Genomic DNA, 14,947 nt, shown 5'->3' on the forward strand with positions numbered 1-14,947 from the left:
AGCTCAGCGACCCAGCTCAGATTTCAGAGAATTCCGACACAGGAGAACCAGTGCTCGAATCAACCACTTTCGATCAGATCCGTATCGGTCTGGCCACCGCCGACGACATCCGTCGTTGGTCCTTCGGTGAGGTCAAGAAGCCCGAGACGATCAACTACCGCACGCTGAAGCCCGAGAAGGACGGCCTCTTCGGCGAGCAGATCTTCGGACCCTCCCGCGACTGGGAGTGCGCCTGCGGAAAGTACAAGCGCGTCCGCTTCAAGGGCATCGTCTGCGAGCGCTGCGGCGTCGAGGTCACCAAGAGCTCGGTCCGTCGCGAGCGCATGGGCCACATCGAGCTCGCCGCGCCCGTCACGCACATCTGGTACTTCAAGGGCGTGCCCTCGCGCCTCGGCTACCTGCTCGACATGGCGCCGAAGGACCTCGAGAAGGTCATCTACTTCGCCGCCTACATGGTGATCTCGGTCGACGAGGATGCTCGTCACCGCGACCTGGCGACGCAGGAGAACAACATCCGTCTCGAGCTCAAGACGCTCGGCGACCGTCGTGACGCCCGCATCGCGGCGCGCATGGCCAAGCTGGAGGAGGAGCTCGCGGCTCTCGAGGCCGAAGGTGCCAAGGCCGACCAGAAGAAGAAGGTCAAGGACGCCGCCGAGAAGGACATGACGGCGGCCCGCAAGAACGCCGACGAGCAGATCGCCAAGCTCGAGCGCGTGTGGGAGGACTTCCGCACGCTCGAGGTGGGTGCCCTGAAGCCCGAAGACGACGTCTTCCACGAGCTCCAGGACCGCTTCGGTCAGTACTTCGAGGCCCACATGGGCGCGGAGTCGATCAAGCGTCGTCTCGAGGCCTTCGACCTGCAGGCCGAGGCCGACAACCTGCACCTGCAGATCTCCGAGGGCAAGGGTCAGCGCAAGATCCGCGCGATCAAGCGCCTGAAGGTCGTCAACTCGTTCCTGCAGACCGGCATGAGCCCGGCTTCGATGGTGCTCGACGTCGTCCCGGTGATCCCGCCGGAGCTTCGTCCGATGGTCCAGCTCGACGGTGGCCGTTTCGCCACCTCCGACCTGAACGACCTCTACCGTCGCGTGATCAACCGCAACAACCGCCTCCGTCGCCTGATCGACCTCGGTGCCCCCGAGATCATCGTCAACAACGAGAAGCGCATGCTGCAGGAGGCCGTCGACGCACTGTTCGACAACGGTCGCCGTGGTCGCCCCGTCACCGGTACCGGCAACCGCGCCCTGAAGTCCCTGAGCGACATGCTCAAGGGAAAGCAGGGTCGCTTCCGCCAGAACCTGCTCGGAAAGCGCGTGGACTACTCGGGCCGTTCCGTCATCATCGTCGGACCCCAGCTCAAGCTCCACCAGTGCGGTCTGCCCAAGCAGATGGCCCTCGAGCTGTTCAAGCCCTTCGTGATCAAGCGCCTGATCGACCTCGGTCACTCGCAGAACATCAAGGCCGCCAAGCGCGCCGTCGAGCGCTACCGTCCCGAGGTCTGGGACGTGCTCGAGGAGATCATCCGTGAGCGCCCCGTGCTGCTGAACCGTGCACCCACCCTGCACCGTCTCGGCATCCAGGCGTTCGAGCCCCAGCTCGTCGAGGGCAAGGCGATCCAGCTGCACCCGCTCGTGTGCGCGGCGTTCAACGCCGACTTCGACGGTGACCAGATGGCCGTCCACCTTCCCCTGTCGGTCGAGGCTCAGGCCGAGGCGCGCGTGCTAATGCTCGCCTCGAACAACATCCTCAAGCCGTCGGACGGTCGTCCGGTGACCCTGCCCTCGCAGGACATGATCATCGGTCTGCACCACCTGACCACCCTCAAGGAGGGTGCGAAGGGCGAAGGCCGTGCGTTCGGTTCGGTGGGCGAGGCGATCCTGGCCAAGGACGAGGGCACCCTCGACCTGCAGGCCAAGGCGCGCATCCGCATCCCCGGCCTCACGTTCCTCGAGGGCCAGGCGCCCGAGGGCTACGAGAAGCACGGTCTGGTCGACGCGTCGCTCGGTCAGGCGATCTTCAACGACACGCTCCCCAAGGGCTACCCGTTCGTGCGCGAGCAGGCCGACAAGGGCAAGCTGTCGCAGATCGTCAACAAACTCGCCGAGGAGTACCCGAAGGTGGAGGTCGCGGCTTCGCTCGACCGCATCAAGGACGCCGGCTTCTACTGGGCCACCCGTTCGGGTGTCACGGTGGCGCTGAGCGACATCCTCACCCCGCCGAACAAGGCGGAGATCGTCGCGGGCTACGAGAAGCAGGCCGCGAAGGTCCAGGGCCAGTACGAGAAGGGTCTCACCACCGACGCCGAGCGTCGTCAGGAGCTCATCAAGATCTGGACCGAGGCCACCGACGAGGTCCAGAAGGCGATGCGGGACAACTTCCCCGCCGACAACACCATCAACCGCATGGTCTCGTCGGGCGCCCGTGGTAACTGGCTGCAGATCCGCAACATCGCGGGTATGCGAGGCCTGGTGAACAACCCCAAGGGTGAGATCATCCCGCGTCCGATCATCTCCTCGTACCGCGAGGGTCTGTCGGTCGCCGAGTACTTCATCGCGACGCACGGTGCCCGTAAGGGTCTGGCCGACACGGCCCTCCGTACGGCCGACTCGGGGTACCTGACGCGTCGTCTCGTCGACGTCTCGCAGGACGTCATCATCCGCGAAGAGGACTGCGGCACGTCGAAGGGCCTCGAGCTCCCGATCGCCGCCGCCGACTCGACCGGTTCGCTGGTCAAGGACGCCAACGTCGAGAACTCGGTGTTCGCTCGCACGCTCGCCACGGCGGTCGTCGACGCGCAGGGCACCGTGCTGGCCGAGGCCGGCGACGACGTGGGCGACGTGCTCATCAACAAGCTGGTCGAAGGTGGCGTGGAGTCGATCAAGGTCCGCTCCGTGCTGACCTGCGACTCGGCCGTGGGTGTCTGCGCGAAGTGCTACGGCCGTTCGCTGGCCACCGGCAAGATCGTCGACATCGGCGAGGCCGTCGGTATCATCGCGGCCCAGTCGATCGGTGAGCCCGGTACCCAGCTGACGATGCGTACCTTCCACACCGGTGGTTCGGCATCGGCGGATGACATCACGCAGGGTCTTCCCCGTGTGCAGGAGCTTTTCGAGGCCCGTACCCCCAAGGGTGCGTCGCCGATCGCCGAGGCCGACGGCCGCATCACGATCGACGAGACCGACAAGGCCAAGAAGGTCATCCTCACGCCCGACAACGGCGACGAGCCGGTGGTCTACCCCGTCCTGAAGCGCGCGACGCTCCTGGTCGAGGACGGCCAGCACGTCTCGGTCGGCGAGCCGATCCTGGTCGGAACGCTCGACCCCAAGGAGGTCATGCGCGTGCAGGGTGCCCGCGAGGTGCAGAAGTACCTCGTCAACGGCGTCCAGGGCGTGTACCGCTCGCAGGGTGTGCCGATCCACGACAAGCACATCGAGGTCATCGTCCGACAGATGCTCCGCAAGGTGACCGTCGTCGACCACGGCGACACCGACCTGCTGCCCGGTGAGCTGGTGGACTTCAAGCGCTACCAGACCATCAACCGCGAGACGGTCGGCGAGGGCAAGCGCCCCGCGTCGGGTCGTCCCGAGCTGATGGGTATCACCAAGGCGTCGCTCGCGACCGAGTCGTGGCTGTCGGCCGCGTCGTTCCAGGAGACCACCCGCGTCCTGACGCAGGCGGCCATGGAGGGCAAGAGCGACCCGCTGGTCGGCCTCAAGGAGAACGTCATCATCGGAAAGCTCATCCCCGCCGGAACCGGACTTGCGAAGTACCGCAACGTCACGGTCGAGGCGACGGAAGAGGCCAAGAGCGAGCGGTACCCCAACCGCATCTTCGCCTCGGACGGCGCGTACAGCGACGCCGACCTGAGCTACGTCGACTTCGACAGCTTCTCGACGGACGACTTCACGCCCGGCACGTACAACTGATCGAGTCTCGGGTGAGCGAGTTCGCTCGCTCACCCGAGACGATCACCCCGAAGGCCCCCGGCTCACGCCGGGGGCCTTCGTCGTGTCACGCCGGTGTCGACGAGGTATCAAGCCGGGGTTGCGGCGTGTCGGGGACCCGCTGGCGAGGGGTGGTGCGCCTACCGTGGATGCGGAGGAACGCATGGCCCGGATCGGTGGACGCAGCCTGTGGCTGGCCTGGCCGGCGGGGCTGTTGTGCGCGGCCGCCGTCGGCGGACTCGTCGTGCTCGCGATGCCCGGTGTGCCGGTGGCGGTCTCTTTCGTCGGTGAGACCCTGCGCGCCGCCTCGACGGTCACGTCCGACACGGGGGAGCCGCCGCCGACCCCGGCCTCGGATTGCCGGCACCTCTACTCCCAGCCGCTCTGGTCGTCGCTCGTGTGGTCGCCGGGGGCCCTGCTCTCGCAGCGACACACGTCCGCCGCCTCGACGCCGGAGGCCGTCGCCGCCGCCGGAGCGACGGTGGTCGTGACGTGCCACTGGCGCGGAGAGGGGGATCGCTCGCTCGAGACGACCGTCTCCACGGTGTCGGCGCAGGGATCCGCGGCCGTTGAGGCGACGCTGGCCGCTCAGGGCTTCACATGCGCGACGGAAGCCGACACCGTCCATTGCGAGCGCGATGCGGGCGGCGTGGTCGAGATCCACGACCTGCGGGCCGACCGATGGGTGTCATCCACTCTGGTCGACTGGCAACCCCGGGATTACGCCGCGATCGTGGCATCGCACGCTTTCTTCGGCGAGTGAGCAGTCCGGGGGCCGGCGGCGGGACTACGACCCGAAGATCGACGAGATGATGCTGGCCGTGTACCCCGTGGGCGCCAGGTTCGAGTACTGCGTGTCGATCAGCACGTCGTCGCGCCAGTAAAGCGTGCGCCCGTCGTTGACGGGGTAGGTGTCGTTGATCCACGTCTTTTCGCAGCGCGTGCCCGCGTCGGGGGTATAACAGCTGAACCCCTGCGTAGAGACGAGGTCGTTGAGCATGTCGAGGGCGGGTCCGCGGTCCATGCGCGTGATGTGGGTGACGAGTCCGGTGGTGTCGGCGGCGGGGTCGCGCCAGATGCAGGTGAGCGAGCCGTCGGACTGCGCACCCGAGGGGCCCATCGCGGGATCGTTCAGGGGGGTGTCGCCGAGTTGCGCCAGCACGTCCGTCGTGAGCATCGACCGGCAGTCCGCGGGGATGCGCACGGCCGTCGCCGTCTGAGTGATCGTGGGAATGGGGGTCGGCGACGAGGAGACGGTCGCCGACGGCGCGGGAGCGGCCTCGTCCGCGGCGGGCGCGCACGCGGTGAGGGCGAGCATCGCCGCGCCGAGCGCGACGGCGATCAGGGCCGGGCGGAGCGGTCGACGAGCCATGCTGACACCCTAAGCGCCCACCGCCGACACGGTCGAGACGACAATGCCCGGCACGCCTGCGCGGCGGCCCGCACGACCCGGGATAGCCTTGCGCCGCAAGCACCGCGTGAGGAGACCCCATGAGCGACCACCAGTCGTACGGCGACCCCGTCGCTGAACCCAAGGACGAAGGGCACGACGTCGTCGGCCGAGCCCACGAGGGACTCGCCGACGCCGAGGCGGCGCGCCGCGATGCGGTCGACCCGCAGGAGGCGCAGGCCGCCTGGGACGAGCGCGAAGACCACGAGCGCGAGGCAGCGGCCCCGCTCGCCGCGCGCAGCGAGCACACGGCTCCCGTCGTCCACGACGCCTCGCCGGTGCCGCCGCAGTCCACCTCGCAGACGGATCTCGACGACGAAGACGCTCGCTGGGCCGCCTACGCCGCCTCCGCCGAGTCCGAGAACGCGGCGCCGCGCACCACCGCGTACGCCGCACCCGTCGCGCACACCGACCACGTCGACCAGACGGCGGCGACCACCGCCGCTCCCGCGGTCGCCGGAGCCGCGGCCGGTGCGGCCGCCGGTAACGGTGCCGCCACCGCGTCGACCGCGCCGGTCTACGACGAACCCGCTCGCGTCGGCGGCGGAGCGCAGCCGATCTTCGTGCAGGCGCCCGAGGCACCCCGTCCGCGCGGCAACCGCGGCGCGGCCGGCGCCATCGGTCTGCTCGCCGCCCTCGTTTTCGCCGTGCTGTACCTCGCGGCCACTCTCGGTCTGGGCCTGCTCTCCGGAGACTTCGCCGCGGCCGACCTCGGTCGCGAGGCGCTCGCGACCCTCGCCACGGCGGGCCTCTGGGTGCCGACGGTCGCCTTCTACCTCGGCTTCTGGTTCCTCGGCGCGCTGATCAACCGCGGACGCTGGGGCCACTGGGTGGTCTGGGGCCTACTCGTAGGCGTCGTCGCCTGGGCCGGTCACCTGCTGGGTGTGCTCCTGGGTGCCCCGTTCTGGATGATCACCGCGCGTCAGTCGTTCGAGCTGCTGCAGGACAACCTCCTCGCGCCGCTCGGAATCGTGGCCTTCGTCCTCGGCCGGGAGCTCACCATCTGGTTCGGCGCGTGGGTGTCGGCCCGCGGTCGCCGCGTCACCGAGATCAACGCCGAGGCGCAGCGCGAGTACGAGCGCACCCTCGAGGCCGGCCCTCAGCTCTCTCAGCGCTGAGACCGGATGCCATGACGAACGAGCCGCGACCGGCGGGGGTCACCCCGCCGGTCGCCGTCGTCTTCGCGACGGTCGTCTGCGTCGCCCTGTCGATCGGCGGGCTCGGGGTGGCGAGTCTCGTGCTCGACGCCGACGTCATCCCGGTGCGGGGTCTGGGCGTCGTTCCGGGTGTCATCGGGCAGGTGTTCGCCTTCGCCGCCTTCGCGGGCGTGCTGCTGTGGGGCGTCCGGGCCGACCCGCCGTCGTACCTGACGGCGGTGCCGTGCGCGATCGGCGCCTACGTGGGCGAGATCCTCGGCATCGTCGTCGGAGCGCTCGTCAGCGGAGCCGATCCGGCGCGGGGGCTCTCGGCGGCGGGGAGCGTGGCCATCGGATTCGCCGGGCCGGTCGTCGCCCTCGCGGCGCTCCTGGCGGCGTTCTTCGGCGTCTTCCTCGTGCGCTCCCGCACCAGCGGCCCGCGCTGGCGCTGGGAGGACGATGACGACGACGCGCCCTGATCTCCGCGTGAAACGGTGTCGCCGGCACGGCGCGCAGCACGGCATCCGCGTACTTCCGGGCGTGTCGCACTAGCCTTAGGGCCGTGGAGCGCTCCCTCGAGTCGCAGGTGAGCCAGGCGGTCGACGCCTGGCTGCGCTGGCTGCCGCGCTGGGAGCCCGCGAACCACCGCGGCCGCATCGCCCCGTGCCGCCGGTGCTTCGGCTCGCCGGTCCTGTCGGCGGCGGGGCTCGGAGCCGACGTGCCGCACGGTGTGCAGCACGGTCTGTCGACGCGCGTGAAGAGCATCGTCGACCACGCCGTGGCCGAGTACACCTCGCGCAACCTGCCGATGCTGCAGGCCGAGCTCGACCAGCAGGCTGAGCGCAACCGCCGCCGCACCTATCGCCCCGCCGAAGACCTCGAGCCGGAGTTCGAGGGCATGCCGCTCGACCCCGACCCCGAGCCCGGTTCGCCGTTCCTGTTCACCCTGTCGGGTCTCGCCGCCGAGGAGGATGCGGCGCTCCCCGCCCTTCCTCCCCTGTCGGATGCCGCCAAGGCCGCGCTCCGGCAGGAGGTCGGTCTCGCCGACGACTACGCCAACATGATCGGGCGAGAGGTGTGCACGGTGCTGCTGCACCACCGACTCCGCATCCAGGCTGCGGTCGCCGAGTACGTCGAGCCGCAGATCGCGGCCCTCCTCGACGAACTGACGCGCTCTCTCGACGCTCCCTTCGATCCACGCGAACCGGGGCCGTCGGCGACCTGACCCCTGTGGACGGTCGCGCGGGTCTCATCGACTGCTTTGTTAGCATCGACGGGTTGTCCGCCGCGTCGGTGCGGGCGTGTCGTGCGGGGGAGGGGGCTCGATGCCGCAGCGGCTTCCGTCGTCGCCGCCCATCCTGCCCGGGCTGGCCTACATCCGTCCCCTCGGCTCCGGCGGGTTCGCCGACGTGTTCCTGTACGGCCAGGACATGCCTCGTCGCGACGTCGCGGTGAAGGTGCTGCCGAGCGACGTGCGCGACCCCGATCTTCTGCGCATGTTCAACGCCGAGGCCGACGTGCTCGCCCACCTGTCGGCGCACCCGTCGATCGTCACCGTCTATCAGGCGGGGATCTCCGCCGACGGTCGGCCCTACATCGTCATGGAGTTCTGCCCGGGCTCGCTCTCGCAGCGCTATCGCGTCGAGCGCATGCCGGTGGCCGAGGTGCTGTCGATCGGGGTGCGCATGGCGGGCGCGCTCGAGTCCGCGCACCACGCGGGCCTCATCCACCGCGATGTGAAGCCGAGCAACATCCTCGTCACCACCTTCGGGGCGCCGGTTCTCGCCGACTTCGGCATCTCGTCGTCGCTCGTGCGCCAGGGTGCCGACGAGATGCTCGCGATGTCGGTTCCGTGGAGCGCTCCCGAGGTCGTCGCCGAGCAGACCGCCGGCACCGTCGCCAGCGAGGTGTGGAGCCTGGGCGCGACGGTGTACTCGCTGCTCGCGGGACAGAGCCCGTTCGAGCGGCGCGAGAAGGGCCAGAACTCCCGCGAGCAGTTGCGCCGCCGCATCGCCCGCGCCTCGTACACCGACATCGGCCGCGGCGACGTCCCTGCTTCGCTTCAGGCGGTGCTGGCCCGGTCGATGTCGCGCGATCCGGCCGACCGCCACGCGAGCGCCCGCGCCTTCGGCGAGGCGCTCCAGGCCGTGCAGACCGAGGTGGGGCTGTCGGCGACACCGCTCGAGGTGCCCGCCGCGGAATGGACGGCCACGGCGCGCGCCGTCGATTTCGCCGACGGCACGCTGCGCGGTCCCGCCCGCTCGCGCATCGAGCGAGAGGGCTCGCGCAAACTGCGCAGCTCGTCCGGCATCACCGGCTATGCCCGCGACGAAGACACCGACATCGCCTCGGGCAACGCGGGCGCCTCGCGCGCGCTGCCGTGGATCCTGGCATCCGCCACCCTCGTCACCGCTGGAGCGGTCGTCGTCGCCGCGCTGTTCGCGACGGGAGTGCTGCGGTGAAGCGCCGCACGATCGCCGGCCTCGGGGCCACCATCGCCGCCGCCGCGCTCGTGGTGACGGCGAGCATCGTCTGGCCCGGTCTCGACGCGCAGCAGACGCCCGAGGTCGACACCTCGGTGTGGGCCCTGCAGACCGGAGACGGGCAGCGCTACGCGCGGGTGAACACCGCCGTGGGCGAGCTCGACACCGTGCGCAGCGCCGGCAACCCGAGTCAGGTCGCGCAGTCGCCCGAGGGCGCGTTCCTCTTCACCGACAGCTTCAGCAAACTCACCCGCATCGACGAGGCCCAGCCCGTCGACCTGCAGGAGGACCAGCTCGAGGCCGCCCCCGACACCCCTCCGGGAACGACCTCGGTCGTCACCGCGGGCGACTACGTCGTCTACCGCACCGATTCGGGGACGCTGTTCGCCAGCCGACTCAGCCGTGCCGGGCAGGCGGCCACCGAGCTCGACCCGTTCGACACGTCGTCGGACGACGACGCGCCGGCGTACACGGCCGATGCCATGGCGCTCGATGCGCGGGGCATGCTGTTCGCCTACTCGTCCGCCGACGGCTCCGTCATCCGCTACGACATCGAGGCCGATGAGCTCCGCGGCCGCGATGCGCTCGACGCGCAGGTGACCACGCCGCTGCTCTCGGCGGCGGGTGACACCTGGGTTCTCGTCGACGCGGACTCCGGCCGCACCTGGAGACGCGGCGCGGATCCCGTCGACGTCGACGCCGGTGAACAGCTCGTCGTCTCCGACGCGGATGCCGATGCCCGAGCCGTCTACGTCGCCGACGACCAGTCGCTGTGGAGCATCCCGGCCGACGGCTCGGAGCCGCGGCGCGAGGTCGGCGGCGGCGGCAACGTGCTGGGTCAGCCCGCGCGGCCGCTGTCGCACGAGGGCGTCGCATACGCCGCCTGGCTTCTGCCCGGCGATGCGCGCGGCACGCTGTGGCGCTCGGATCAGGGCGAGACCGAACTCGACTACGCCGGCCAGACCATGCCCGATCAGCGTCGCCCGGTGTTCGTCGCGACCGATCACGCCGTCATCCTCAACGAGACCCGTACGGGCTGGGTGTGGACGGTGCCCGACGGTGCGCTCGTCGCCTCGAGCCAGAACTGGTCGCTCGACGACCGCACCGAGCAGACCGCCGTGCAGAGCGACGAGCAGCTGAGCGTGGTGCTCGATCCCAAGCCGCCGATCGCCGAGCCCGACGCCTTCGGTGTGCGCGCCGGACGCCTCACCACTCTGCCGGTGCTCCTGAACGACCACGATCCGAACGAAGACGTCCTGAGCATCGTCGCCGAGAGCGTCACCGGTCTCGACCCCGGCTTCGGCACGCTGACCGTCACCGACTCCGGCCAACGACTCGCGGTGCGCGTGGCCGCCGGCGCCACCGGCAGCGCGACCTTCAGCTACACCGTGACCGACGGCACCGCCGTCGACGGGCTCACGTCGGCGCCCACCACCGTCACCCTCACCGTCTCACCCCCCGAGACCAACGCGGCGCCCGCCTGGTGCGGCGTCGAGGGGTGCCTGCAGCAGTGGCCCACGCCCGAGGTGCAGCGCGGCGGGACCATCACGGTGCCCGTGCTCCCCGGGTGGGTCGACCCCGACGGCGACCCCCTGCTGCTGCTGTCGGTCGACAACCCGGGCGACGTCGGCACCGTGGCCTCGACCCCCGGCGGAGACGTGGTCTACCAGCACGCCGACGACGGCTCGGGCGGAGAGCAGAACGTGCAGCTCGATGTGACCGTCGCCGACACCGACGGCGCCGTCACGACGAAGCCCCTCGTGATCCGTGTCCTGCCCGATCCGGCGCTCGCCGTGCAGTCGTTCGCGCGGATCGACACCGTGGGCACCTCGCTCGCGGTCGACGTCGGCCCGCACGTCACCGGGACCGCCGGCGACGTCTCGCTCACCTCCGTTCGCGTGCTCGATGACGCCGCCGCCACCGCGACGGTCGTCGGCGGCGGCACGACCTTCGACTTCACGGCATCCGCCCCCGGGGTCTACCGCGTGGACTTCACCGTCAACGGCGGAGGGCGTGATGCGACCGGCACCGCGCGCATCACACTCCTGCCCGCTGACGCGCCGGCGCAGTTGTCGACCTCCCCGGTCGTGGCCTTCGTGCGCCCGCAAGAAGATGCGACCCTCGACGTCTTCAGCGCGGTGTCGAACCCCACCGGTCGCGTGCTGCTGCTCAGCGACGTGACCCCCGCGGCCTCCGACGGGGCGTCGCTCACCGTCGACACGGTCGCCCAGAACGACCTGCGCGTCTCGGGCAGCACCGCCGACGGGAGCGCGGGGCTCCTGGGCACCGTCGGCTACACCGTCAGCGACGGCACCGACGACGAGGGTTCGAGCGTGGTGGGCGAGGCGACGGTGTACCTGCTCCCTCCGGCCCCCGAGATCGCCCCCATCGCCGTCGACGACACCGTGACCGTGCGCGCGGGGGCGCAGATCGACATCCCCGTGCTCGACAACGACATCTCGCCCGCCGGTGGGCGGCCGACGCTCGATCCCGCGAGCATCCAGGCCCAGCCCGCCAGCGACGCGCTCGCCTTCGCCTCGGGCGGCGTGCTGCGTTACCTCGCGCCCACCGCACCCGGTTCGTACGAGGTGACCTACCGCGTCTACACGACCGGCACCCCGGCGCTGTGGGATGAGGCGACGGTGCGCATCACCGTGCTCGGCGACGAGGCCAACCGCGCGCCGCTCCCCGACACCCTCGAGGGGCGCGTGCTCAGCGGGGGCACCACCACGGTCGACTTCTCGGCGTTCGGCGTCGATCCCGACGGCGACGCCGTCACCCTCGACCGCATCGTCGCCCAGCCCGACCGCGGCACCGCCACCGTCGCGCCCGACGGATCGTCGATCGTCTACTCCTCCATCCCCGGCGATCGCGGGCAGGTGTCGTTCCGCTATCGGGTGTCCGATTCGGCGGGCGCAACCGGCGAGGGGACCGTGCGCATCGGCATCCTGAACGCCGAGGCCAACCCCAGCCCCGTCACCTTCACCGACTACGTGCAGGTGCAGGCCGGGGCCGACCGCACGATCCGGGTGAGCCCCCTTGCCAACGACATCGACCCGACGCAGGGGCGGCTGACGCTCACGGGCGTGCGCCCCGACCTGCCCGAGACCCTCGTCGACGACAGCGCCAACCCCGAATACGCGCGCATCGCGGGCTTCATCGACACCGTGACCGACACCGGCGTCGTGCTCCGTGCGGGCGAGCAGCCCGGCACGATGTCGTTCCTCTACGACGTCGCCAGCGACTCCGGCAACACCGGTCGGGGCCTGATCGTCGTGAAGGTGGTCCGCGAGAGCGTGCCCGACTACCCGGTGGTGACCGACACCGTGCTGACGGTCGAGAATCGCGACGATTTCACCGGCGGCGTCGACGTGCTCGCCGGTCGGGCGGCCTGGGCCGGCGGCGAGGTCGGTGACCTCGACGTGTCGCTGTGGGGCACGCCGCAGGGCGTGCAGCTCGACGGCCGCCGCATCTCCGGCGAGCTCCCGGCGACCCGGCGGGTCATCCCCTTCGCCGTCACCGGGCGCACCGGCGACACCGACGTCACGACCTACGCCTTCCTGCGCGTGCCCGGTGACGACGACGTGAGCCTGTCGCTGCGCCCGGGTTCGGCGCAGCGTGTCGACGAGCTCGCCTCGGTCGAATTCGACATGGCCTCGCTCGTCGCCGTGCCGCGGCGGGCGACGCTCGAGGTCGGCCCCGACGTGGCGTCGTCGGGCGCGCGGGCTGAGGGGAAGTGCTCGGTGTCGGGCTCGGTCGTGCGTTACGACGCGGGGACCGGCTCGCCCTGGACCGACTCGTGCCAGGTGCCGGTGCGCGTGGCCGGCACCGAGGACTGGACCATCGTCTCGGTGCCGATCGGCGTCGTCGCGCGCGACCCTCAGCCCGAGCTGCGCCCGGGAGCCCTGACGGTCGGCCCCGGTGAGACCGAGACGTTCGATCTGCGCAACATGACCACGTGGCAGCTCGGTCGGGAGGACTGGGACGGCATCCGGTACGCCGTCGACTACTCGGGCTCCGCGTTCGACGTCCGACTCGACGGCTCGACGGTGACGGTCGTCGGCGACGACCGGGCGGTCCCGGGCACCGAGAAGGCGGCCGTGATCTCGGTCACCAGCCACAATGCGGTCGCCCCCGCCCGGCTCGTCATCCGCGTGGGCGCGGCCCCCTCGACGCTTCCCCAGGGCGGTACGACGTCGGAGCAGTGCTCCCAAGCGTCCGGCAAGAGCTGCGCGATCGACGTGGTCGGTGCCAGCGGCGAGGTGAACCCCCTGCCGCGCACCCCGCTCGAGGTCGTCGGCGTGCGCGCCGCGGCGGCATGCACGGGCGTGAGCTTCGCCGTCGCCTCGGACTCCGCCGTCGTCGCCTCGTGGAGCGACGACACCCCGGGCGGCACCTGCAGCGCGAGCGTCACCCTGCGCGACGCGCAGGGCCGCACGACGGCATCCACCCGCGACGCCCGGGTCGTGCTCGACCTGCTCGGCTACCCCCGTGCCCCCGCGAGCGTGCGCCAGACGGCGTACGCCGACGGCTCCCTCACACTGCGCGTCGACGCCGGCGAGGCGCGTCGCGCCTACCCCGCGTTGAGCGGCTTCGTCGTGCGGTACGGGGGAGACGTCGTCGCCCGGTGCGCCCCCGACGGCTCGTGCCCGGCCATCTCTGCGCCCAACGGCGAGCAGCGCGAGTACGTCGTCACCGCGGTCAACAGCGTGGGCGAGTCCCGCGGCGCCGTGCGCACCACCGCGTGGTCGTACAACGCCCCCGGTCGCCCGTCGGGAGGCGACTTCGCCCCCGTCTCGAACGGGGGAGAGGGCGGCGTCGCCGATCTGACGATCCGCGGCATCGACTCGGCCGAGACCGGCACCCTCGAGGTCAAGAGCGCGGCAGGCGAGACCAAGACCGTCTCGATCGGTCGCAATCAAGACACCGTCTCGCTGAAGGGCTTCGGCGTCGGCAGCAACTCGTCGACGCAGATCTCGGTGACGCCGATCTCGCGCTTCACCGTGCCGCCCGGGCTCGGCGGTTCGCAGACCGGGCAGACCCTCACCTTCACCGCCCACGGCGTCGGCAAGCCGCAGCAGCTCGCGCTGACGCTGACCTCGAAGCCCACCGGGAACGGCAAGGTCACGATCGTGGCCGAGGGGTCGGCGTCGAAGAACGGCGACGATTCCGAGCTGCGCTACGGCTTCGCCCTGAACGGATCGTGCAAGACCAGCGGGTCGCAGGCGCGCGCGGAGTTCCCGAACCAGGACGACGGCGAGACCTACGCCGTGCGCATGTGCGTCGATTCCGTGTACGACGGCACGGTCTTCGGGTCGGATGCCACGGAGAAGAGCATCGACGCGACCCAGGACTCCGCGGCTCCCCAGGGCTACACCTTCCGCGTCGACTCGCGCCCCGCCGTGAACGGCGACAAGGCGACCTGGACGATCAGCGACATCCAGGAGGGCGACAAGCCCCCGCGCAACAACCGCGTGGTCTACGACGGGTGGGGGCCCGGCACCGACGTGTTCGGACGCGACCCCGATATCGGCGTCTTCTTCCAGCACAATCTGTGGCAGACGAGGTCGGACCGCGGCACCGTCAAGGCGGCGGCCGGCAGCGCCCCCTTCCAGGTGCGGGCATCGGCGCGCATCGGGTCGTGCGTCGCGGGGAACCCCCTGACCGTGCGCGGCGACACCACCAACGACGCCGGCCGCACCACGGTCGACATCAGCGGGGTCCGCTATTTCGACAAGAACGACCGACCCATCGCGACCACCGACCCCTCGATCGTTCCCAACGGGGCGACCCGCGTCGAGAACGCCAAGATCGCCGTGCACTGGGGCGACCAGGGGTGGGACCTCGACCCGGCCACGCTCGTCACCAGCGGCGGCTGCGACCCGGGCAAGACCTCGCCCTCGCAACCGCCGAAGGGCGACGGCTGAGCGCCGC

The 14,947-nt window shown here is 70.8% G+C and carries 8 protein-coding genes; 7 read left to right on the forward strand and 1 reads right to left on the reverse strand.

Annotation, left to right across the window (positions count from 1 at the left end):
• Positions 1–50 precede the first annotated feature (50 nt).
• Complete coding sequence (gene rpoC / locus M3667_RS05770) at positions 51–3,926, forward strand: DNA-directed RNA polymerase subunit beta' (protein WP_144829814.1); 3,876 nt, start codon at positions 51–53, stop codon at positions 3,924–3,926.
• Between the two features lie 181 nt (positions 3,927–4,107).
• Positions 4,108–4,707 (forward strand): hypothetical protein, encoded by a 600-nt coding sequence (locus tag M3667_RS05775; RefSeq protein WP_251506164.1) that lies wholly within the window; start codon positions 4,108–4,110, stop codon positions 4,705–4,707.
• Positions 4,708–4,731: 24 nt separating this feature from the next.
• Here the strand turns inward: M3667_RS05775 and M3667_RS05780 are convergent, their stop codons facing one another.
• The gene (locus M3667_RS05780) at positions 4,732–5,316 is read right to left on the reverse strand and encodes a hypothetical protein (RefSeq protein WP_251506167.1); all 585 of its coding nucleotides are present in this window, start codon (positions 5,314–5,316) and stop codon (positions 4,732–4,734) included.
• 119 nt (positions 5,317–5,435) lie between these two features.
• Here M3667_RS05780 and M3667_RS05785 point away from each other — a divergent pair, with 119 nt between their 5' ends.
• The 5 genes from M3667_RS05785 (at position 5,436) to M3667_RS05805 (ending at position 14,940) form a co-directional block, all read left to right on the forward strand.
• Entirely contained in the window at positions 5,436–6,512 is a 1,077-nt protein-coding gene (locus M3667_RS05785; protein WP_251506170.1) for an ABC transporter, read from the forward strand.
• Between the two features lie 11 nt (positions 6,513–6,523).
• Positions 6,524–7,009 carry a hypothetical protein gene (locus M3667_RS05790; protein ID WP_251506174.1) on the forward strand — a complete coding sequence of 162 codons (486 nt, stop codon included), beginning with the start codon at positions 6,524–6,526 and terminating at the stop codon, positions 7,007–7,009.
• 83 nt (positions 7,010–7,092) lie between these two features.
• Complete coding sequence (locus M3667_RS05795) at positions 7,093–7,755, forward strand: spermidine/putrescine ABC transporter substrate-binding protein (RefSeq protein WP_144829799.1); 663 nt, start codon at positions 7,093–7,095, stop codon at positions 7,753–7,755.
• 100 nt (positions 7,756–7,855) lie between these two features.
• Entirely contained in the window at positions 7,856–8,992 is a 1,137-nt protein-coding gene (locus tag M3667_RS05800; protein WP_251506177.1) for a serine/threonine-protein kinase, read from the forward strand.
• On the forward strand, positions 8,989–14,940 hold the full coding sequence (locus M3667_RS05805) for an Ig-like domain-containing protein (protein ID WP_251506194.1): 5,952 nt from the start codon (positions 8,989–8,991) through the stop codon (positions 14,938–14,940). Before M3667_RS05800 ends, M3667_RS05805 begins: the two co-directional genes overlap by 4 nt.
• Positions 14,941–14,947: the final 7 nt, after the last annotated feature.

It is taken from the genome of Microbacterium sp. P26 (assembly GCF_023712585.1).
GTDB classification, from domain to species: domain Bacteria; phylum Actinomycetota; class Actinomycetes; order Actinomycetales; family Microbacteriaceae; genus Microbacterium; species Microbacterium algihabitans_A.

Bases quoted from the DNA above. Each gene is read 5' to 3' on its own strand.
- M3667_RS05800 (WP_251506177.1), top strand. From the start codon at position 7,856: ATGCCGCAGCGGCTTCCGTCGTCGCCGCCCATCCTGCCCGGGCTGGCC.
- M3667_RS05780 (WP_251506167.1), bottom strand. From the start codon at position 5,316: ATGGCTCGTCGACCGCTCCGCCCGGCCCTGATCGCCGTCGCGCTCGGC.
- M3667_RS05785 (WP_251506170.1), top strand. From the start codon at position 5,436: ATGAGCGACCACCAGTCGTACGGCGACCCCGTCGCTGAACCCAAGGAC.
- M3667_RS05775 (WP_251506164.1), top strand. From the start codon at position 4,108: ATGGCCCGGATCGGTGGACGCAGCCTGTGGCTGGCCTGGCCGGCGGGG.
- M3667_RS05790 (WP_251506174.1), top strand. From the start codon at position 6,524: ATGACGAACGAGCCGCGACCGGCGGGGGTCACCCCGCCGGTCGCCGTC.